Origin of the sequence: Sphingomonas sp. (assembly GCF_013812825.1) — a bacterium.
In the GTDB taxonomy this organism is placed as follows: domain Bacteria; phylum Pseudomonadota; class Alphaproteobacteria; order Sphingomonadales; family Sphingomonadaceae; genus Sphingomicrobium.
Genome location: NZ_JACCSU010000036.1, coordinates 1 through 20909, shown reverse-complemented (window position 1 = coordinate 20909; position 20909 = coordinate 1). Strand labels below are relative to the sequence as shown.

At 62.8% G+C, this 20909-nt stretch carries 20 protein-coding genes and 1 tRNA gene; 8 read left to right on the top strand and 13 right to left on the bottom strand.

Annotation, left to right across the window (positions count from 1 at the left end):
* Positions 1-31 precede the first annotated feature (31 nt).
* Positions 32-352 carry a hypothetical protein gene (locus tag H0T81_RS04870; protein ID WP_294010450.1) on the top strand — a complete coding sequence of 107 codons (321 nt, stop codon included), beginning with the start codon at positions 32-34 and terminating at the stop codon, positions 350-352.
* Positions 279-845, top strand: coding sequence for a DNA primase small subunit domain-containing protein (locus H0T81_RS04865; RefSeq protein ID WP_294010448.1), 567 nt, complete (start codon positions 279-281; stop codon positions 843-845). Before H0T81_RS04870 ends, H0T81_RS04865 begins: the two co-directional genes overlap by 74 nt.
* 19 nt (positions 846-864) lie before the next feature.
* On the opposite strand, the gene H0T81_RS04860 is transcribed toward H0T81_RS04865, so the two are convergent.
* On the bottom strand, positions 865-1185 hold the full coding sequence (locus H0T81_RS04860; protein WP_294010446.1) for a hypothetical protein: 321 nt from the start codon (positions 1183-1185) through the stop codon (positions 865-867).
* Positions 1186-1311: 126 nt separating this feature from the next.
* Between H0T81_RS04860 and H0T81_RS04855 the strand changes: the two genes are divergently transcribed.
* Positions 1312-2199: an aldose 1-epimerase gene (locus tag H0T81_RS04855; RefSeq protein WP_294010444.1), complete on the top strand. Its 888-nt coding sequence runs from the start codon at positions 1312-1314 to the stop codon at positions 2197-2199.
* Between the two features lie 64 nt (positions 2200-2263).
* Positions 2264-2356 (top strand) — tRNA-Ser (locus tag H0T81_RS04850).
* Between the two features lie 761 nt (positions 2357-3117).
* On the opposite strand, the gene H0T81_RS04845 is transcribed toward H0T81_RS04850, so the two are convergent.
* The 3 genes from H0T81_RS04845 to H0T81_RS04835 are packed head-to-tail and all read right to left on the bottom strand — an operon-like array spanning position 3118 to position 5383.
* Positions 3118-3789: an MIP/aquaporin family protein gene (locus H0T81_RS04845; protein ID WP_294010464.1), complete on the bottom strand. Its 672-nt coding sequence runs from the start codon at positions 3787-3789 to the stop codon at positions 3118-3120.
* On the bottom strand, positions 3782-4294 hold the full coding sequence (locus H0T81_RS04840; protein WP_294010442.1) for an arsenate reductase ArsC: 513 nt from the start codon (positions 4292-4294) through the stop codon (positions 3782-3784). Before H0T81_RS04840 ends, H0T81_RS04845 begins: the two co-directional genes overlap by 8 nt.
* A 48-nt stretch (positions 4295-4342) precedes the next feature.
* A complete protein-coding gene (locus H0T81_RS04835) occupies positions 4343-5383 on the bottom strand; it encodes a substrate-binding domain-containing protein (protein ID WP_294010441.1) in 1041 nt (346 codons plus the stop codon).
* A 209-nt stretch (positions 5384-5592) separates the two neighbouring features.
* On the opposite strand from H0T81_RS04835, the gene H0T81_RS04830 reads away from it, so the two are divergent.
* Positions 5593-6957 carry a sulfatase-like hydrolase/transferase gene (locus tag H0T81_RS04830; RefSeq protein ID WP_294010439.1) on the top strand — a complete coding sequence of 455 codons (1365 nt, stop codon included), beginning with the start codon at positions 5593-5595 and terminating at the stop codon, positions 6955-6957.
* A 41-nt stretch (positions 6958-6998) separates the two neighbouring features.
* On the opposite strand, the gene H0T81_RS04825 is transcribed toward H0T81_RS04830, so the two are convergent.
* Together H0T81_RS04825 and H0T81_RS04820 are read right to left on the bottom strand one after the other, a co-directional pair.
* Positions 6999-7760: a hypothetical protein gene (locus H0T81_RS04825; RefSeq protein WP_294010437.1), complete on the bottom strand. Its 762-nt coding sequence runs from the start codon at positions 7758-7760 to the stop codon at positions 6999-7001.
* Positions 7761-7929: 169 nt separating this feature from the next.
* Positions 7930-8751, bottom strand: a complete 822-nt coding sequence (locus H0T81_RS04820; RefSeq protein WP_294010435.1) for a hypothetical protein — start codon at positions 8749-8751, stop codon at positions 7930-7932.
* 131 nt (positions 8752-8882) lie between these two features.
* On the opposite strand from H0T81_RS04820, the gene H0T81_RS04815 reads away from it, so the two are divergent.
* Positions 8883-9188: a hypothetical protein gene (locus H0T81_RS04815; protein ID WP_294010434.1), complete on the top strand. Its 306-nt coding sequence runs from the start codon at positions 8883-8885 to the stop codon at positions 9186-9188.
* A gap of 137 nt (positions 9189-9325) precedes the next feature.
* Positions 9326-9781 (top strand): hypothetical protein, encoded by a 456-nt coding sequence (locus tag H0T81_RS04810; protein WP_294010433.1) that lies wholly within the window; start codon positions 9326-9328, stop codon positions 9779-9781.
* 115 nt (positions 9782-9896) lie between these two features.
* Here the strand turns inward: H0T81_RS04810 and H0T81_RS04805 are convergent, their stop codons facing one another.
* The 5 genes from H0T81_RS04805 to H0T81_RS04785 all read right to left on the bottom strand — a co-directional run bounded on the left by H0T81_RS04805 (position 9897) and on the right by H0T81_RS04785 (position 18847).
* A complete protein-coding gene (locus H0T81_RS04805; protein WP_294010463.1) occupies positions 9897-11210 on the bottom strand; it encodes a M20/M25/M40 family metallo-hydrolase in 1314 nt (437 codons plus the stop codon).
* A 59-nt stretch (positions 11211-11269) separates the two neighbouring features.
* Positions 11270-14200, bottom strand: a complete 2931-nt coding sequence (locus tag H0T81_RS04800; RefSeq protein ID WP_294010432.1) for a TonB-dependent receptor — start codon at positions 14198-14200, stop codon at positions 11270-11272.
* Between the two features lie 164 nt (positions 14201-14364).
* Positions 14365-15822 carry a D-alanyl-D-alanine carboxypeptidase/D-alanyl-D-alanine-endopeptidase gene (gene dacB / locus H0T81_RS04795; protein ID WP_294010430.1) on the bottom strand — a complete coding sequence of 486 codons (1458 nt, stop codon included), beginning with the start codon at positions 15820-15822 and terminating at the stop codon, positions 14365-14367.
* Positions 15819-17084 carry a diaminopimelate decarboxylase gene (gene lysA / locus H0T81_RS04790; RefSeq protein WP_294010428.1) on the bottom strand — a complete coding sequence of 422 codons (1266 nt, stop codon included), beginning with the start codon at positions 17082-17084 and terminating at the stop codon, positions 15819-15821. The genes dacB and lysA overlap by 4 nt, the downstream gene beginning before the upstream one ends.
* Positions 17085-17572: 488 nt before the next feature.
* Entirely contained in the window at positions 17573-18847 is a 1275-nt protein-coding gene (locus tag H0T81_RS04785; protein ID WP_294010426.1) for a winged helix-turn-helix domain-containing protein, read from the bottom strand.
* Between the two features lie 159 nt (positions 18848-19006).
* Here H0T81_RS04785 and H0T81_RS04780 point away from each other — a divergent pair, with 159 nt between their 5' ends.
* Entirely contained in the window at positions 19007-19819 is an 813-nt protein-coding gene (locus tag H0T81_RS04780; protein WP_294010425.1) for a class I SAM-dependent methyltransferase, read from the top strand.
* Between the two features lie 378 nt (positions 19820-20197).
* Here the strand turns inward: H0T81_RS04780 and H0T81_RS04775 are convergent, their stop codons facing one another.
* Entirely contained in the window at positions 20198-20524 is a 327-nt protein-coding gene (locus H0T81_RS04775; RefSeq protein WP_294010423.1) for a TraR/DksA C4-type zinc finger protein, read from the bottom strand.
* Between the two features lie 50 nt (positions 20525-20574).
* On the bottom strand, positions 20575-20805 hold the full coding sequence (locus tag H0T81_RS04770; protein ID WP_294010422.1) for a hypothetical protein: 231 nt from the start codon (positions 20803-20805) through the stop codon (positions 20575-20577).
* Positions 20806-20909 lie beyond the last annotated feature (104 nt).

Here is a 20909-nt window from a genome sequence, read left to right as displayed (position 1 = left end):
CAACGATCATCGAGCAGGCGTTCGCACGCTGATGGTCTGGACGCCCGAGCCGACATACGAAAAGCCCGACATCAGCGTCCGGGCGACGACGCTTTACTATCAGATCGTCGCTCCGCTGATGCTGCCGTTCATCGAAGGGCGGCTGCTCAACCTGCTGCGTTGCCGCGAAGGAAAATGCTTCTTCCAGCGCAACCGCGAGCACCCGCCGATCGGAGGGGAATTCGATGCTTTGGTGAAATTCCAGCCGGTCGGCCGAGGAGATCATTGCCTGCGCCAAGGTGCAGACGGTCGAGTTCCATGGCTGGGGGAGCCGCGCCGGCCAGGTCGAGACGCCCGATCGGTTGGTCATTGATCTCGATCCGGGCGAGGGCGTCGGCTTCGAAGCGGTCAAGGCCGCCGCATTGCAGTTGCGCCGCTCGTTCCAGGCGATCGGCCTTCAGAGCTTCGCTTTGCTGTCCGGCGGCAAGGGCGTGCACGTGGTGGTTCCCATCGACCCGGTCGCACGATGGCGGGAGGTGCGCGAGTTTGCGAAGAGCTTCAGCGCAGCGCTCGCCGATGCGGCGCCCGACCGCTTCACCATCGCCCTACCCAAGGCGCAGCGACGCGGCCGGATCTTCCTCGATTACTTGCGCAATCAACGCACGGCGACGGCAATCCTGCCCTATTCGGCGCGCGCCCGTGACGGCGCGCCGGTCGCCGCGCCGGTTTGCTGGGACGAGCTGAAGGCCATCGAGCGAGCGGACGCCTTTACGATCGCGGATGTCGAGCAGCTCCGGAAACGGGCCCGCTCGCCGGCGCTGAAAGGCTGGGGAACCGGGAAACAAGGGCTTCCCGATATCGGCTGAGGATTGGCGGCGTCAGCGATTACGCGACGATGCGCAGCTTGCCCTTGCGGCCCGGCGTGTAGCAGACCACTCCGAGCTCTTCCTGGAGCCGGGCGAGATCACGCTCCTTGGCTTCCTTGCAGGCGTCGGCGTAGCGCTTTTCGCATTCGGCCTCTTCCGCGGTCTGATCGCGGAAGTAGGAGATCGACAGCTTGCGGCCGAACACGTCGTCGCCCCGGAGCCGCAATTCGGCTTCGGACTCCGCCGGAAGGGCGTCGCGCACTTCGATCAGCTTGGCGATCAGGTCATCGAGCGAGGAATGGTCCTCGATCTCGATGAACTCCTTGACTCGTCTGCTCATTGTAGACCTCCCCGCCCTCGGGGTTGCTAGATACTGTTGACCCGAATCCGAGCGCAACGACTAATCCAGGTTTATCCCCAGGGAAGTTGCTGGCCTGTGAATCGTTCCGAAATCCGAGGTGCAGAAATGAGTTTCGCTCCGCCGCTCACATTATCCACAGGCTCTCTCGAGCTGAAGCTAAGCCCCTCGATCGGCGGCAGTATTTCTTCGCTCGAATGGACCGGGAGCGGCGGCCGCGCGGCTGTATTGCGCAAATGCAACAGTTGTCCTGAAAACGTCCTGGAAGCGGCCAGTTTCCCGCTCGTCCCCTACGTGAACCGCATCCGTGGCGGCCGGTTCGACTTCCGCGGCCGCGAGGTGGCGCTCGCTGTGAACATGGCCGGCGACCCGAGCCCGCTGCATGGCCAGGGCTGGCTGGCGCCGTGGGAGGTCGACAGCGCGGCCGCAAGCCAAGCCGTCCTGTCGTTCCATCATCGGCCCGGCGAGTGGCCGTGGGAGTATTGCGCCGAGCAGTGCTTCGAGCTCGACGAGGCCGGGCTGTCGCTCCGCCTCACGTGCCGTAACCTGTCGGATGAGCCGATGCCGTGCGGGCTCGGCCAGCATCCCTATTTCCAATGCGGCCCCGCCACCCGGATCGACACCAGGGTCACGCACGTGTGGACCATCGACGAGCAGGTGCTTCCGGTCGGGAAGATCGCCGCGGCGGGCCGCTTCGACCTCGCCGATCGCCCCGTCTGCGGCCAGGACCTCGATCACGGCTTCGGCGGCTGGGGAGGGACGGCGAGGATGACCGATCCGGGCTGGCCGTTCGACCTCGAGCTGTCGTCGCCCGACGCGCGCTTTTTCCAGCTTTATTCGCCGGCGTCGGGCGGCATTTTCGTCGCCGAGCCGGTGAGCCACGCCAACGCCGCGCTCAATGCTCCCGAGGAGCAGTGGGACGAGCTCGGGATGCGGGTGCTCGATCCGGGCGAGGACATGAGCCTCGACATGCGGCTCGAGGTGAATCCCAAATAGCCCCGTGTTCAGGTTGAAGCTTGCCCCACCCGATTATATAGCCCGCGGCTCTGTGCCGCTTGTCGGAGACGTGGGTGAGTGGCTGAAACCAGCGGTTTGCTAAACCGCCGTACGGGGTTAACCCGTACCGAGGGTTCGAATCCCTCCGTCTCCGCCAAACCTCTCGGAAGCCCGCTAGGTCTACTTTCCCGTATCGAAAACGAACGATTCCGAGCTTCTCTAATGTCTGCTTTCGACCCATTGCGGACATTAGCTCAGTCGCACATGCTAGAATGATGTGGACCTCACCCAAGACATTGGCGGTTCGTGAACGGCTAGCTGCATCGTTGTGGATTTTTGCGCTCGTTGCTCTGCTCGCCATCATAAGTGTGGCCGCCAGCATCGAATGGAACCCTAGTGGTCGCTTGGTCGAAGCTCATGTCGAGGAGTTCGGAGTGAGGGCGGATCACTTTGGCTTCCAGCCGCTGCTTACGGTGCGCTTAGCCGACGGTTCGAAGCGCCAATTGCTCGCGTCTAGGCTGGCTAGGGGCGACTGCAAACGAGGCGATAAGGTTGCCCTTGTGCAGCGCGGTAGTGCGCTCACGCTTGGCGTTCGTGGATGCTACCGATAGCAAGATGACATGTCTGCTTTCCACCCATTCCGGGCATTAGCCGCACTGACTTAGGCCCGCACCTTTGGAGAGGATGCGCCGTTGGTTGAGGTTGTATTCGGCGGCGAGTGCTGCCTCTGTGGCAACGAGATTGAGGCTCGAGGCGTCGACCCCTGCGAAGTGGTGGTCACTACCGCAGACGGCAAATGGCAGACCTGGTGGTGCCATGCCCAATGCTTCAAGGAGCGGCTGGCAAACCCTGCTGATGCCCCTGGCATTTTCTCACCCGCTCACTTCTGAACGTCTGCCTTCGACCCAAAGCGGACGTTCACTTCGGTTCATCAAAGAGGAACTTTGCGAGCAGAGCGGCAAACGCTGCTCCTATCAGTTGGGCGGCGACGAACAGCGGCACATCGCCTGGCGCAATCCCGGCGAAGGTGTCGGAGAGGCTGCGCGCGATGGTGATTGCCGGATTGGCAAAGCTGGTCGATGAGGTGAACCAGTAGGCGGCGGTGATGTAGAAGGCGACGCTCGCTGGGACCCACTGCGGGCGATGGCGGACGGTACCGAGGATGGTCAGGATCAAGCCGAATGTGGCGATCGCCTCGCCAGTCCATTGGCCGAGGCCGCTTCGCGCCTTCACCGACAATTGCAAGGTCGGCAGGTCGAACATCAGGTGAGCGGCCCAAGCGCCCAGGATTCCGAAGGAGAGCTGGGCAATGATGTAGAGCGTGGCGTCACGCCAGCGAAGCTCGCCGCGTGAAGCAGCGACCAGACTCACGGCTGGGTTCATGTGAGCGCCCGAGATTGGTCCGAGCATGGTGATCATGACGAAAAGAATCGCACCCGTCGCGATCGTGTTCGCGAGCAGCGCGACCGCGTCGTTTCCGTTCGACAGATTTTCGGCCATGATCCCGGAGCCAATCACGGTGGCGAACAGGAAGAACGAGCCGACGCCTTCTGCCGCGATGCGCCGCGCAAGCGGCGGTTCATCACGCAAGCGTTGGCTCCGCGTCCTTGGTCTTGCCGATTTCCTGAAGACGCTTGCCAAGGGTCATTTCGTCGATGCTCTCAAGCGGCAAAGCCAAGAACAGCGAGATGCGATTGTTGAGGTAGAACATCGCTCGCTGGAAGGCTGCCTTTTGCTCACCCTCCGGGGCATTCGCCGGGTCTTCGACACCCCAGTGAGCAGTCATCGGGTGGCCGGGCCAAACCGGGCAGGTCTCGTTGGCGGCATTGTCACAGACAGTGAAGATGAAATCGAGCTCGGGAGCGTCTTCCGTGGCGAACTCGTCCCAGCTTTTCGAGCGCAGCCCTTCGGTCGGCAAGCCAGCCTTTTTGAGCGTGCGGAGAGCCATCGGGTGAACCTCGCCCTTGGGAAAGCTGCCTGCGGAGAACGCGCGGAAACGCCCCCTGCCGTGCTCATTCAAAAGCACTTCCGCAAGGATCGAGCGCGCCGAGTTGCCGGTGCACAGGAACAGCACATTGAAGGTTCGTTCGCCCATTAGCTTCACCCACAGCGAGAGGGTCTCTTCTCAACTAGACCGCGCCGACTACTTGAGTTCGGCGGGATTTAGCACAGATAGCTGTCCAGCTTGCTTTTGAGCAGCGGCAGCCTCCGCAGGTGCGAATGGCACCAGTCCGCGCCGTTGCAACAGACCACCCTTAACCGCCGCCTTTGCGTAGTCCGCTAGGAAGTCCTTAATGGCAGGCTTGGCACGTAGGTGTTCGCCCTTGGCGTAGATGTAGATTGTCCGAGCGCCGGGGTAGCTAAGGTCGGAAATTGTTGCGGCATTAGGCATCACACCGTTGAGCCCCACCGCGCGAACCTTGTCGGAGTTCTCTTCGAGAAAGCTATAGCCTAAAACGCCGAGGGTAGTTGGATCCGAGGCTACCTTCTGAACAAGTAGATTGTCGTTCTCGCCCCCTTCGATGAAAGCGCCGTCTTCTCTAAGATTGGTGCAGATGTCCTTATGCTTGTCTGCGTCCGTGTCCTTTAGAGCTTTCATGGCCGGATCGGTTTCGCAGCCCTTTTGAATGAACATCTCGTTCAAACTATCACGGGTGCCGGATGTCGGGGGCGGTCCCATAACGCGGATCTTGGTTGCTGGAAGTGCTGGGTTAACGTCCTTCCAGGTCTGGGCGGTTTGGGCCTTGCCGAAGGGTTTCGCGGCCAGCGCCAAATAGAGGTCTCGAAGCGAAAGTTTCATGGGTTGTGCATTGACAGACTCAATCACAGTTAGTCCGTCGATGCCGATAGGAAGCTCGATTATCTCTTTGACGCCGTGCTTGTTGCAATCATCGGCCTCGCTGGGTTTGATGCGGCGCGATGCGCTAGTGAGGTCAGGAAAATTCTGACCGACGCCAGCGCAAAATAATTTCAAGCCCGCACCTGTCCCGGTCGACTCGACAATCACGCTCGTTCCGGGACGAGCCCGCTGGAATTGCTCAGCAACGGCGGTCGTGAATGGATAGACAGTAGATGAGCCTACAGCCGTAAGCTGCTCGCCGCCTGCGCCCTCGCTTGATCTGTTGCTGCCACAAGCCGTCAGTATGGTGACCGCACCGACAAGAAAAAAGCTCTTTTTGGTCATTGTCTCTCCACCTGGGGCAACGGCCCACTCCATGGAGGTCTAGCAAACGCCAATGACCGGAAGGCGACAGAGGGATTACAGTTTGGTTACATCAAGCCTGTGAGGCGGTGGAAGCTCCCCGCTATCGTGGTTAGCTAATGTCCGCTTTCCACCCATTGCGGACATTAGAGTGACCTGTCAGTCTCGTGAGCTGGGGAGGGAACGACGCGGTGCCAAGAAGGCGTGAATTTCTTCAGGGCCTGGCCGCTACGATCGCAACCGGCTCCGCCAAGGCGGCACCAAGTGCCCGTACTGCACGTCGGCCGAACATTCTGTTCATTCTGGCCGACGATTTGGGCTATGCTGATTTGAGTTGCTACGGCCGACGGGAATACCGCACCCCCAACCTTGACCGGCTGGCGGCGACTGGCATCAGGCTTACCCACGGTTATTCCAACTCGCCGGTCTGTTCGCCGACGCGAGTTGCCCTCATGACCGGGCGCTACCAGTATCGGCAACGAGCAGGGCTCGAGGAGCCAATCGTCCGCAAGGCTTCGGGCGTGGGCCTGCCCCCATCTCACCCGACCCTGCCATCTCTGCTCCGTGCGAGTGGCTACTCGACTGCGCTAGTTGGGAAGTGGCACATGGGTTGGCCGCCCGAATACGGCCCGCTGAAGAGCGGCTATGAGCGTTTCTTCGGCATTCTGCCCGGAGCGGCCGACTATTTCTCTCACGGCGGCGACGGCGTCGCGGTGCCTTCGGACACAAGCCTCATGGAGGGTGACACGCCGGTTGAGCGCGTCGGTTATATAACCGACCTACTGGCGGAGCGCGCCATTGCCGAGATCCGCTCGGCCGCAACGAGCTTAAAACCGTTCTTCATCAGCCTTCACTTCACGGCCCCGCATTGGCCGTGGCAAGGGCCGTCGGACCGAGCTGTCAAAGGCTGGTCGAAGGACCTGTTCCACACCGACGGCGGATCCTTAGAAAAGTATGGAGAGCTTGTCGTGTCTCTGGACGCGGCTATCGGGCGGGTGCTTGCGCAACTTGAAAGGGCTGGAATGGCGGAGGACACCATCGTCGTCTTCACCAGTGACAATGGCGGCGAGCGGTTCTCCGACAACTGGCCCTTCCGAGGCGAGAAGACGGATCTGTTGGAGGGTGGCATCCGTGTGCCGCTGCTCGTGCGCTGGCCCACGCGCTTTGCCTCTGAGCGAACATTGTCGCAAGTGGTGGTGTCGATGGATTGGCTACCGACCTTGCTGGCTGCGGCCGGAGCCAGCTCCCATCCCAACTACAAACCCGATGGCGAGGATCTTCTGTCGGTTTTGACCGGGTCATCACCGTTGCGCGAGCGAACGATCTTCTGGCGATACAAGGGACACAAGCAGGCCGCGGTTCGGAAGGCCGACTGGAAGTATTTCAGGCGGGGAGAGACCGAGAGCCTATTTGATCTCTCCGCCGATCCGCGCGAGCGAGCTGACCTCAAGGACAAAGCGCCCGAAATTCTCACGCAGCTTCGTGAAGCGCACCGAAAATGGGACGCGACAATGCTGCCATATCCTGCCGACTCAATCAGCGCGACGCATAGTTGAGCTGGGCCTGGTTAGAGTCAGCTTTCGACCCATTGCCGACATTAAGAATTTGAGAGATCGCGGTGCAAGGCGCGGATCGGTTGCTCGAGAATGTCCGCATTAGCTTGGTAGACCGCCACTGCGGCTAAATGCCAGTTGAGCTCCCCGGGCAGATCTCGGCGCGCACGCAATGCTGCGGCCGTGGCCTTCGCCTCAGCCGGTGGGAGGCGCAATGAGCAGACTGGCGGCAGGTGTGTCAGGAACGTGTTCTTGATCTGGCGATCGCCGCAATCGCGCCGGATGAGGTCCTGGATGTGGATCGGGATGACCCGCCGCACCTGTTCACGATACGGGGTCGCGACTGCCTCGAATTGTACGGGGCTATAATCCTGGGTCAGCACGAACTCCAGGTTCCGCCGCACCTGCGGGTCGGCGATATTGCGGAGTTGCTCGCCTCCAAAGGTCAGCGTCCAATTCTGCGCATTAACGCCAATCCCGATGATCTGGCTGGCCTGGTAGGCGGCTATAACAAACTGCTCGTCGCTAAGCCTCCGGTCGCCTCTCCAGGCGGCAAGCGCCTGGTCGGCAAAGCGCCGCGCCGTCGCGTAATAGGTTCTGCTGTGGTCGAAGTAGTCGACCTGGAACTGCAGCTCAGGAACGAGCTGGACCAACATGCGCTCCGTAGCCGCCTTCTCCAGTCGCGCCTGGTTCCAATTGGCCACTTGGGTACCGATGAAAACGCCGATCACCACGATGATCAGCTCGATCGTGACGGCGGTCCAGTTCTGGGTGCGGAGAGCCGATACGATACTGCGCAGAATCATCTTGAAGCCCCCTGCAGATCAGCTTGCACGGTGTTGCCTGAGTTGGGAAGGGCGGTACCTGGACGACAGAAGCTGTGAGGGTGTGCAGGGGGGCTGGACGGCTGTTACCGGTCTTTAAGGCCGATTAGCCTAACGTCTGCTTTCGACCCATTGCCGACATTAGCGCAGTCTAGACGCCCATCAGCTGCTTCGCCGCGTGGTGCCACCAATCAGTTCCCCACAGCCCGTTCACCGCAATTGCGAAGGGCAAGCATACCGCCAGCCAGATCACATAAGCCGGATGCAGGGAGCGGTTGCGAGAGACGTCCCACAGAAACATCGGCGCGATCGCCGCCAGCGTGTACAGGTCCACCGACAGCGGGCTTGCAGGCATGGTGTGCGGCAGCCAAGGAATGCGGTCTATGCCGGCTGGCATCGCCATCACCGTGCCGAGAAACATCATCCTCTTGTGCATGCCGGCGTTGCGGCCCCTCGCTTTGAACGCGATCGCCAAAAACAGCGGGAATAAGATGCCGATGCGGATCTGCAACAGCATGATATTCTCGATGTGCCGCACCAAACCCAGCGCCTGCTCGCGCGCGTCCGGTGGCGCCGCCTGCGCCCCCTGCAGAACTTGGTGGTACATGGTAGGCACTAGGATGAAGCCCACGACCACCAGCAGCGCAGCCAACGCATATCCGACCAGTCCCAGGTGCATGTGATACTCTCTGCGGCCAGTCGCCATCAGCGTGGTTTGCGCCAGGAGCAGCAGCATGAAGGCGCCCATCGCCACTGCATGCACGTGAAGCACCAACGGAAAGGGCGGACGCATTCCGGTCTTCACCATTTCAATCTTCATCAGCGAATCGGGGATGAAGCCGGCCAGCACGATCGCGATGAACCAGGCCGCCATGAACACGAAGATCCACCGATCGATTGCGTGTGCCCTTGGCGTTCCGGACAACATGTCCGGCCGCTCCGGTAAACCCAGATTTTCAGCTATTGTCGCCATGGCAACGCCCCCGTCGCTATCGTCCGCAGACGCTCTACCATTTTACGGACCGGCAGTGAATGGTAGGCTCGCCCAGCGTCCGCTTTCCACCCCATTGCGGACATTGGCCCGACTACTATGGTTCCTCGTTGATGGTTGAACCTAAGAAAACGGTAGCAGAGACGCTGGCGGAGCTAGCGGAGGAACATCTACGCTCCATGGCGACAGTTCCTTGGGCGGCCTACGCGAGGTCAATCCGCGAGAGGGCTGCTGAAGGACGTCCAGGGGGGGACACCTTCGGCTGCGTCGTGGACGGGCGCTACTATGATGTTGGGGATTCTGAAAGTTGGCTCGACGAAGAGGGCGGCGAAATCAAGCTAGTCGCTTTCGCTACCACCTATGGAGCGGACGACGAGATCGAAGCAGAAGAGACAAGGGAGACCGTCGTCCGGCCCTAGTGTCCGCTTTCCACCCAAAGCGGACATTAGCGTCATTGTCTGCTTCCGACCCATTGCGGACATAAGCAAGGCACGGCAAACTTGCTCAACCCGGAGACTCGCGAAGGCTTGGCTGCTTGTATTTGATAAGCTCAATCATGGCGCTGATGGCGGCGCTGACCGCCCCGACCGAGCAGCCCACCGCCGCGCAAACGCAATCGGCGGCGGTCTTCGCCTTGATCGACGATAACGAATGGTGCCCGGGCGGGTCGGTCTACCTCGACCTGCGGTCCGGTGCCTTCATGTTGTATCCGAGGCTTGCCCGGCCTGCCTGCGGAGATCGGACGGCGCAGGCGGCTGTCGAGCATGGGACACTCGGCTTGACGGAGTTACAGCGTCTGCGATCGACGTATGCCGAGGCGCGCCGCGCCGGTCTGCGGCGCGAACGATGCGACGTGATAATCAGCAACCGCGGACCGCAGGCCGTGGTCATCACCGCGGCTGGCTTTTCCGCGAGTACGCCTGAGGAAGAGGGTTGCTGGTCGACTGAGGCGAACTCGCTCTACCGGGCGTTGTTCGAGGTTTTCGGCAAGCCGCGACAGCCGCGCAAATGATGTGATCGGCCGACGCGATAATGTCCGCTTTCCACCCAAGCGGACATTAGCAACAGCGCCCCGCATCCCATGATGCGAGGTGCTCGAGGTATGGGACAGCAGCATGGCAGGCTGATTAGCGTCGCCTTCGCGCCCTTGCGAGCCTGCTCATCAGGATCGCCGCGCGTTTCGCCTGGAGGGAGATCGAGGGGATGTCCACCCTCTCGCGCGGGGAGTGCGAGCCGCTGCCTCCGGGGCCGAGGCCGGCGAGCCCGTCGACGTCCCTGGCGACGAAGCTGATATCGGCGGCGCCGCGCCGCACCGGGTCGAGCTCCGCCATTTCGGGCAACCCCAGGTCGCGGTTGACCTCATTGAGCCGACGCAGGAGCGCGCGGTTGCCTTCGGTCGGTGCCATTGGCGGGTACCCGTCGGGGGCAAAGGTGATCTCGGCCCGCGCGCCAGGCAGGGATTGGGCGACGATGCTCCGCATTTTGGCCTGGGCGCGCGCAATCTGTTCGGCGCTGATCGCGCGCAAGTCGCCGCGCGCAATTGCAGCGCCGGCAATCACGTTCGTCTTGCCGGTGGCGGTAATGCTCAAATTGTCCTTGGCGAGGGCGGCCGTCGTCCCTCCGCCAATCAGCCCGACGTTGAAGGTCAGCTTGTCTTCGGGGACCTCGCGGCGGAACGCGTCGATGATCCGGGCCGCCTCGTAGATTGCGCCTGCGCCAGCCGTCGGACCAAGGATTCCGCTCGAGTGGCCACTGCGTGCCGCAACCACGAGCGTCCACTCGTCAGAGCTGCGCCGAGCGACCGAGCCCATGTCGCGGCCGTCAAGCTGGGCCAGCCCTTCGAAGTCAAGAGCGACGTCCGCCCATTTGCCCGCCGCGACCAGATCACGCCGAGTGATCTCCAGCGGCCCCGCATCCTCTTCATCACCGGTCAAGAAGACCGTGATGTCGGCCTTGTTCAACGTTCTCGCGGCCTTCATCGCGCGCAGCGCGGCAATGATCACCGCCATGCCCCCCTTGTTGTCGACCGCTCCCGGGCCGTGGCCGAGATCGCCTTCCCGGGTCCAGCGCTGGAACGGGGAGTCGGGCTCGAAGACCGTATCGAGATGGCCGATGAGCAGCAGCCGCATGCCGCGGCCATTGCCCTTGTGCCGCGCGACAATGTGCCCGGCGCGGTTGGCAGCGCGGATGTCGATCCACTCGACCTTGAAGCCCAGAGGCGCGAGCTCCGCCCGAAGCATCTCGCCGACCGCCTTGACGCCCGGAAAGTTCATCGTGCCGCTGTTCTGATTGACCCATCTCTCGAGCATCGTGACGGTGCGTTGCTGCTCGGCATCCACGGTCTGGATCATCCGCTGCTCGGCCGTGTTCAGCTGGGCAGTTGCGGGCGCCGATAGCGCGAGGGCGAAGACGGCGCAGAGCGTGCGAATGAGAAACGACATGTGCAACTCTAGTGCGCCGCGCAGCAAGCTGTCCGGCCCGAAGGCCGGACATCCCCAGCTCAGAACTTGACGTCGACGTTCAGGGTGAAGGACCGCCCGCGCGGATCGGCGACGCGCGGATCCCACGAGCTGCCCGAGCCGAGGTTGCTGTCGTAGGTGATGGCGAACGGCGGGTCCTTGTCGAACAAATTCTTGACCCCCATGGTCATGCGCATCCGTTCCGACACATCGAACGCGGCCGACAAATTGTAGACGGTATAATCGTCGACGCGCTCGACGAGGTCGGGCGGAGTGATCCTGCCGATTTCGACTCCCGGCAGCTCTTGGTTCTCATAGCCCGACCGGTAGATCTGGGTCAGCGCCAGCGTCCACGGGCCGCGCCCGTAGCTGACGAATGCATTGTGCTTCCACTTGAGCCCCAGGTCGCCGCTGAACGTGAACACCCCGCGTTGGTTTTCCAGCTCTCCGCCCTGGACGGCCGCTTCTTCCTTCTTGAGCAAATAGGTGCCGTCGAGGCCTCCCGAAACCCGGCCGCCGAGCAGGTCTCCAGCGCCGCGAAGAACGACTTCGAGGCCCTGCGTCTTCTCGATGCCGGCGTTGATCCACGTCTGGTCGATCGTAAGCAAATCCCCGTTCGCATCGCGGATGAAACGCTCGGGGAACAATTCGAAATTGTCCACCAGCTGCCTGAGCGTCAGCGTCTGGATCGAGTTCTCGCGCTTGATGTGCCACCAGTCCAGCGATGCGCTGAACCGGGGCATTGGCTGAAACACGACTCCAAGGCTCGCCATCTTCGCGGTTTCCGGCCCGAGATTCGGGTTGCCGCCGGTAAAGATGGTGATCGCCCGCTCGAGCGATTCGCAGCCCGGCACGCTCTGGTCGGGCCGGGCGCCGGGGCAGGTTGCCGGGTCGGCGAGGTCGCGGCCAGCGAAAGGCGATTCGAGCGTCCCGTTGTGGACCTGGTTGAAGGTCGGCGCCCGGAACCCGGTGTTGTAGTTGCCGCGGAACATCAGCGAGCGGATCGGCCGGTATTTGAACGCGACCATCGGGTTGGTGGTCGTTCCGAAATCCGAATAATCGTCGATCCGGCCGGCCGCGGTCAGCTCGAAGCCGTCGAACAGCGGCAGCAGCAGCTCCGCGTACGCCGCCTTGATGTTGCGCGACACGCCCTCGAGCGCATTGGCGTCGTCGAATGGCGCGGCCATGATCACCGGCCGGGCAAGCGCTTCGCGCTCGTCGCCGTTGAAGCGGTACTTTTCTTTGCGATAGTCGACGCCGATCGCCGCCTTCATCGTCCCGCCCGGAAGTTCGAACAGGTCGCCGGACAACGAGCCGTCGAGCTGCGAGACCGAATATTTGCCTCCGTAGAGGACGACGCCTTCGGCCGAAACCGCCTCGAGCGCGGCGATCGCTTCGGGCGTCTGCTGTTGCCCGGGCAGAAGGAAGGGATTGAGGATGCCGCTGTTGAGCAGCCCAATCAACCCTGGAGTCGCGGCGCCGGGCGCCGTCGGCGCCCTCGGGTCGGGAGCGCCGCTGCCGAGCGTGCCTCGGAAATAGTAGCCGGTGCCGAGCTCCGATTGCGACTCGCTGCTCGCATAGGATGCTCCGGCGCGATAGTTCCAGCCGAGGAAGGCGGGGCCGTCGACGCCGAGCACGTAGCGGTTCGTCTTGGTGTCGGTGAAGATCTCGCGGCGTCCGCACTCCATGCAGCGCCAGCGGTAAGCGAACGGCGCGCGCGGGCGGCTCGCCAGTTCCGGAAATGCTGCGATCAGCCGGTTGTAGACTTCGTCATAGCCCGGCGCGCCAACCGGAAAGCGCAGCGGCTGCGCCCCGAACGGAGTCACCTGCAGATTCGAGAAACGCCGGGCCGAAGCCGCGTCCGAGCCGGTGATCTCGGCGGTCACTTCGTGGTTGCCGAACGCGACGACGCCGCGGCCGAGCCAGGTCAGAGTCTCAAGTTTCTGCTGGAGCGAAGCGGCGCGGCCGGTGTCCCAGGCGCAGGCAAGGGCGGCCGAGGAGAAATCCCACAGCTCGGCGTCATATTCCGCCATGTCGCGGATTGCGTCGCAGCCTTCCGCCCCCGGCAGGTCGAGCACGTTGATCCCGCCGCTAGCGCGGGTCGTTGTGCCGGGAATGAAAGGGAACGAAGCCGCGTTGGGGAAGAATGTCCCTGCGAACGACACGAGCGTCGAATGCGGGGTGCCGCGGGTGTCGACCGACAGTCCGCGCTCGGGCTGGAAGGTGTCGACGAAGTCGCGCTGGTTGGCCCGCAGTTCCGGGATGTCGCTCCAGCTGACCGCCGCCATGACGTTGAAGCCCTGGGAAGCGAGATCGCCGTAGCCGGCGATTGCCGAGGTGCGGAAAATGGTGTGGTCGCCTGCCTCGGCGACGTCGGTCGAGCCCTGAAGGCCGAGTCCCTGATAATCCTTGCGCAGGATGAAGTTGATGACTCCGCCGATCGCGTCGGTGCCGTAGATCGCCGAGGCGCCTTCCTTGAGCACCTCGACGCGCTCGACCGCGGCGAACGGGATCTGGTTGACGTCGACCGCCGAGCCCTGGAGGCCGTGCGCCGCGACCCGGCGGCCGTTGAGCAGGATCAGGGTCGCGCCGGAGCCCTGGCCGCGCAGGTTGGCGAAGGACGCGCCGGCGTTGCCGCGCTGAGCGCCCGCGACGACGTCGACATTGCTCGCAAGATTGTCGCCGCCGGTGCCATTCGTGGTGATGTAGGCAATCAGCGCCTCGGGATTGTTGATCGCGTTGCGCTCGATCTCCTGCGTAGTGATGATCTGAAGCGGAAGTGCGCTGTCGTTGGGATTGCGCCGGATCCGGGAGCCGGTGACGATGATTTCGCCGGTATCGGGCTGGGGCCGGCTAGTCTCGTCCGCGGGCTGGACCGGAGTTTCGGCAGTTGTCGGAGTTGGCGCCGGCTTGGTCGTTTCCTCTTCCGGCTGGGTGGTCTGCGCGTGCGCGATCGTCGGAATGGCGCACAAAAGCGCCGCAAACGAAGTGCCTGAAACCAATGCAATCCTGAATTTCGAAACGAACATGGTGCCCCCCCTGCCGTCGTGTCTGACTTGTGTAACAAAGAATTAGGCCGCTGCCGAAGCTTTTTTACAGCTGCCAGAATTGCTTGCCACTCGCGGCTGCTCGGGAGTCAGTTTTCCGCGGCGATAGCGACCAGCGCTGAGTCGATGGCCGCCCTCGCGCTGCCGCCGCCCGGGACGTCGTTTGCGTACGCCGCAAACAGCAGCGTCCGGCCGCTCCTGGCGGTCATGTAACCGGACAGGGCGTTGGTTGCGTTGAGAGTTCCGGTCTTGGCGAACAACCGGCCCTGAAGCCACGTGCCCTTGAACCGCTCGTCGAGCGTGCCGTCGACACCGGCGATCGGCAGAGTCTTGCGCCACGCTTGGGCCCATGGCTGCGCGCCGATCCAGCGCAGCAGCATCACCGTCGCGCGCGGAGCGACTCGGTTGTAGGTCGACATGCCCGACCCGTCCGAGAAATCGAAAAGGGTCCGCGGCACTCCCGCGCTGTTGAGCATCGCCTCGACCGCCGCCACTCCGTCGGCGACCGAGCCGTCACCCTTGGTGCGGCCGACCCGCCGAAGCATCAGCTCGGCGTGGACGTTGTGGCTCTCCTTATTGATGATGGTCAGGTCGTCGACCAGCGGCGGCGGAATCAAGCGGGCCAGCGGCGTCGTTTCGGGGGGGCGCCAGGGCAGGACCTTGTCCTCGCCCCGGTCCTGGTCGGTGGGCACCGGCGGACGGTGACGGGTCTTGATCTCGCCGCGGACCTTGATTCCGCGCTCCTCGAGCAGGGCCTTCAGGCGCCACGCCGCGTAGTGCGCAGGATCATCGATGCCCAGGTTGAGCGACTCATCGGTGTCGCCAACCACCACCGTCCCAGCGAGCCGAATGACGCGACTGCCCGGGAGCCGGTCGAAGACAAGATCGCTCTCGCCCGCCTTGACCGTCACCGCGCCGTTCTCGACGGTGAAATATGGTGGCAACTCAACCCGAGGGGAGGTGCCGGGAACCGTCGGCAGGACCCGCAGCTTGAGTTCATTGTCGTCGACGGTCAATGCCGAGATCGCGGTTCCCGATCGGGTGTGGATGTTGTTCCAGCTCATCCCGAGACTCCAACGCTCGTCGGGAAACCAGCGATCGTCCCCGATCACGTCGTCGACCCGGCGAGTACGAGCTGCCACGGCGTCGGCCAGCGCCGACAGGCAGTTGACGACACACTCGAGCGCGCTCGAAAGCCGCGCATCGCCGCGACCCTCGAGCACCACGTCGAGGAGCCCCCCGCGGTCGCGCTCGAGCCGTACCCGCGCGCCGCCGCTCGTGTCGGGTCGGTCGATCGCAGGAAGCGCGACGAATGCCGCGGCGGTGGTGAATATCTTGGTGTTCGATGCAGGAATGAAACGCTGGTCGGGAGCGATCGCGATCAGCTCCTGCCCTTCGCGCGTCGCGACCACCAGCCCGAAGCGGGTGCCAGGGCTCGCTTGGCGGAGCTGCCCCTCGATGCGCTGCTGGAGGCTCGCCGTTTGCTGGGCGCGGAGCGGCACCGCGCTGACCGACGCGACGACAAGCGCAATGGCAAAAGCCTTCATCGTCGCACCCATTGTGGAATCTTCTCGGCTGCCATCATGCTCTCGATACTCTGACGCTCGCGAACGACCGCCCAGCGGTCCCCGTCGACCAGCACCTCGGGCGTCAGCGGTCGCGAATTGTAAGTGCTGCCCATGGTCGCGGCGTAGGCGCCGACCGTGCGGATCATCATCAAATCGCCGGCCTCCACCCGGTCGATGGTCCGGGCCTGGGCGAAGCAGTCACCGGTCTCGCACACCGGCCCGACGACGTCGGCCCGCATCGTCTGGCCGCGAGGCACCACCGCCTCGATCCCGTGCCAGGCGTCATACAAAGTCGGCCTGAGCAAATCGTTCATCGCCGCGTCGATCACCACGAATGGGTGTGACGGTCCGTTCTTGACCCGGATAACCTCGGTCAGCAGCACACCGGCGTTGCCGACGATCAGCCGCCCCGGTTCGAAGACCAGCCGCACCCGCCAACCGCGAGTTACCCGCGAGACCATCGCCGCATATTCTGCCGCGCTCGGCGGAGCCTCGATCGACGGGTCGTAGGAAACCCCGAGCCCGCCGCCCAGGTCTGCGGTGGTGATTGAATGACCCCTCGAACGCAGCGCTTCGATCAGCTCGCCGAGCCTTGCAAACGCCGCCTCGAGCGGCTGGAGGCTGGTCAGTTGACTGCCGATGTGGACCGCGACGCCCTTGATCTCGAGCCCCGGCAACTCCTTCAAGCGGTCGAAGGCCGCGGGAGCCTCGGCAACCGGGATGCCGAATTTATTGTGCGCTCCGCCGGTCGAGATCTTCGCGTGCGATCCGGCAGCGACGTCGGGGTTGACTCGAAACGCGACTGGCGCGGTCTTGCCGAGTTCGACCGCGACTTGCGACAGCGCCTCGGCCTCGGGCAGCGATTCCAGATTGAACTGGAACAGTCCGCCGTTCAGGGCCAGCGCCATTTCCGCCGTCGTCTTGCCGACCCCCGACATGACGATCTTGTCGGCTGGAAAGCCGCCCGCCCGGGCGCGCTGATATTCGCCTCCCGAGACGATATCGGCGCCTAGCCCCTCGGCGGCCAGGGTGGCCAACACAGCCGTGTTGGGATTTGCCTTCACCGCATAGGCAATCAGCGGATCATCGAGGCCAGCCAACGCGGATTGCAGCGCGCGCACATTCGAGCGCATCGCCGCCGTCGAATACACATAGACAGGGGTCCCGACCTCTTGCGCGATCACCCGAAGCGGAAGCTCTTCGCAGTGCGCGGTTCCCGCGTGCAAGTGAAACGGATCCATCGCGCCTGAGGTATCAGCCGCCGGCGACAATGCCAAAGCCGGATGCTGGCGTTGCCATGTTTCGATCAGCCAGCGCCATCAAATGTCCTGTTAGGGTCGGCATTGCAGGGGCTTCGGAAAGCCGTTGCAGCAAGACAAACTTCCCAAATGTCTGTTCCGGATCGAAAGCGGATGTTCCGCTGAATGTGTTCAGTTGCGCAGACCTGCCTTCTGCAGCCCGCTTACATATGTCTCGAGGTGGTCGGGGTTCTTGACGAAAAAGAGGCGCTCACGTGCAATCCGCACGAGAAGCCCGGCTTCATTCTCCGAAGATCAGCCAAAGCGGCGGCTGCCTCGTCGAGCTGCTGTAGATGGCCCAGGGCAGCTACACGGTGGGCGTATGGCCAGTAGTGAGCTCCAGGGACCTGAGTGGCTTTTTGCGCCCACTCCGCAGCGTGCACATAGTCGCCGGCAAATAGGTGCGCGAGGCTCCGATATGACATGAAAGCTTAACGCTGCGGGTCATGCGGGCTGAGCTCAATCGCCTTTTCAAAGCAGGGAATGGCTTCAGCGAAGCGGCTTTCATAAGCGAGTGAGTCGCCGAGGCCGCAATAAACAACGGCCATTGTTGGGTTGAGTTCGATCGCTGCACGCATCGCTGCAAGGGCGTTGGTGTAGTCCCTCCGGGCGAGCATCGCCCGACCATGCGCAAACCTGATCATTGCGTCGCGATCATCGATCTCGACGCCTCGTCGCGCGATCTCAACCGCTTCTTCGAGCAGGCCCTCATCGGGCCCGGAGTCGAAGTAGACCATCGCAAGCACGATTGAGTAGGAAAGGAATGCGTACGCCTGGGCGAGCGAAGGATCGAGCTCGATCGCGCAGCGAAAGAGCTTCTGAGCCTCAAGGTTGTCGCTGCGGCTGGAGCGATAGAAATGCGCTAGCCCGAGCTGAAAATAGTCAGAGGCGCAACAAGCTTCCTGTGGCTTCTGCTGACAGCGGAGACGCTCGGCAGCGCCGACCTCTGACTCGACGCGCGCCGCAATCTTGGCCGTAGTCTCGTCCTGCGTGTCGCCGAGCTCGCTCAGCGCAAGATCGTACCGCTCGGCCCAAATATTCCTGCCGAAGCCGGTCTCGAACAGCTGGGCCGTAATCCGGACCTGGTTTCCGATTTTTCGAAGGCTGCCCCCCACCACATAGCCTGCCTTCAGGGCAACGCCGAGGCTTGGGAGGTCGGGCGCGCGCCCCTTGAACGCCAACTCGGAGTTCCAGGCGGTAAGGTGGAGCGATCGATGAGACGAGAGGCTCGTAATGATGTCTTCGGTCACTCCTTCAGCCAGATGCTCCTGCTCAGGATCCTCGCTCATGCTCTTGAACGGCAGAACAACAAGAACCGGTTTCTTCGCGAACAGCGGTGCGTCCGTCGCGGCCGGGCTGCCCGCGGGTGAATCAGCTGTCATCTGTGCGGCGGCCGGAGCGAGTTCCACTATGACCGGACCTTCTTCGCGAACTTGCCCCACGAACCGGACGCCGCGGCGGGCATAGGTCCGAATCATGTTCTGCTCACGCCCGCTGTCGCCGAGAGCCTTGCGCGCAGCGTTGATCCGGCTGCTGAGTGTCGAGTCTGAAATACTGCGCCCGCCCCAGATTGCTTCGATGAGATCATCCTTGCTGACGACTCGATGCCGTTCGCGGATCAGATGATGGAGAAGGTCGAAAACCTGGGGCTCCACGGCGACTGTCTGTCCTGCCCGGGTGAGTTCCCTTTGGCTCGGATCAAGCATGCAAGACCCAAACGCAAATCGCATGAACACCCTCACAAGCCAGGTCGTCCAGAAGTCCTCAAGGAATAATGGAGCGTTTCCGAACGAACAATCAAGCGCTCCCGAAGGACTTCATATCCGTCTCGCGTTATCCTTCCTCTTGGACAGGAGGGCAGCACCATGAATCCGAACAAGGCGCTTTGGGAGAAAGGCGACTTCACGAAAATCGCGGAGGCGATGCGGGGGAGCGGGGAGGAATTGGTCGGGAGCCTCGGCGTGCAGCCGGGCATGGACGTGCTGGATCTCGGCTGCGGCGATGGAACAACCGCGCTCCCAGCAGCGCAGCGCGGGGCGAATGTCCGCGGAGTGGACATCGCCGAGAACCTGGTGGCGGCCGGCAATGCCCGTGCGGCGGCGGCCGGGCTGAAAAACCTCCGGTTCGAGGAAGGCGATGCATCGAACCTGCAGGGTGTTGCCGACGAGAGCTTCGACCTGGTGATCAGCATCTTTGGCGCGATGTTCGCACCGCGCCCGTTCGACGTTGCGGCAGAGATGGTGCGGGTCACGCGCAGTGGCGGGCGCATCGTGATGGGGAACTGGATTCCGGGCGATCCGACTCTGATTGCTCAGGTCCTCAAGACCAGCGCGGCCTACACTCCACCTCCTCCCGAGGGGTTCGTCAGTCCAGTCACCTGGGGCGTCGAAGACAATGTTCGCGACCGGTTCGGTGCAGCTGGCGTGCCAGCCGAGAATATCTCCTTCGAGCGCGCGACTTATTCTTTCCGCTATCCCGGTCCGCCTCGCGAGCTGCTGCAGACCTTCAAGCAATATTACGGGCCGACGATGAATGCATTCGAGGCGGCCTCGAAGGACGGCAGGGCCGAGCAGCTCGAGTCCGAGCTGACCCAGCTTTTTGAAGAGCACAATCGCGCTGGCGCAGAGCGGACGGAAATTCCGGCCACTTTCCTGAAGGTGACTGTTACCAGGCCGTAGCCAATGTCTGCTTTGGGTCGAAAGCGGACGCATGTGTGGCCCGCCTGCCGTTGGAGCGGCCGTTAACTTGCAACTCTCCGGGATGTGGATAACTTTCCATTAGCGACTCGGATGTATGCAGTCGCTTTCGGGGGCGGCTATGGACAGTGATGTAGTCTACTTCAGGCGGCGAGCGTCAGAGGAACGGACGGCTGCACTGCAGGCCCGGCATTTGCAAGCACGGCAGGCTCATCTGGAGATGGCCGAGCGCTACGAAGATTTAGTGCGCGCCATCGTCGCGCCCGATCGACAGCCGGGGCTGGAGCCGATCGCCCCGCGATCGGCCGGTTCCCGGACCTGATCAGCGAGTCTTTTGCCGCAAGGGCCCAAAGCTCACACTCAGCTCGCGCAGGAGATGCAGGTGGTCACCGCCGGGTTGTGCTCGACGCGAGCAGGAGCAATGGGATCACCGCAATTTTGGCAGTAGCCAAATTCGTCCGTGTCGATCCTGTCGAGAGCCGCCTTGACGCGCTGAAGCTCGGATTGCCGCCGCCGCTGGTTCGCAAGGGCCATCGCCTGGACCTGCATCGCGTCGATCCGCGAGAGCCGACCGACACTGGTCTGGTCCAGCTCGACAGGCGCGCGATCGACCTCGCTGATCTGCTCCTGTCGCTCCAGCTCCCGACACAGGGCCTGGAGCTTTGTCCGAAGCTTCTCGCGATCCATCACCAGATGATAGCCTCAAGCCGAACGTCTGCAATGGGTCGAAAGCCGACCTAAGCTGCCGCGCGCCTCTCGGTCCCGACAATGCTAAGCTCCAACAGCTTCACTCCAGAGTCGTCCGTGACGGTCACGGTCCATTCGCGTCTCTGCCAAACTTCGTCCGCCGCCGCGCACATGATGCTACCGGCCACTTTGCCAGCCTCGCACTTGACCGCTGCCAAATCGGCCAGTCTCAGGCCCTTCACGTCGCTCTGCTCGTCCGTTTTGAAATGATACCGTTTCATAGCTGCTCCTCACTGGGAAAGAGCGTATTCACGCAGACCCTCAAAGTAAAAAGTAGTGCTGCGTCATCTATGGATGGCTAGCCCGATTGTCGTCGGTGCTGCCT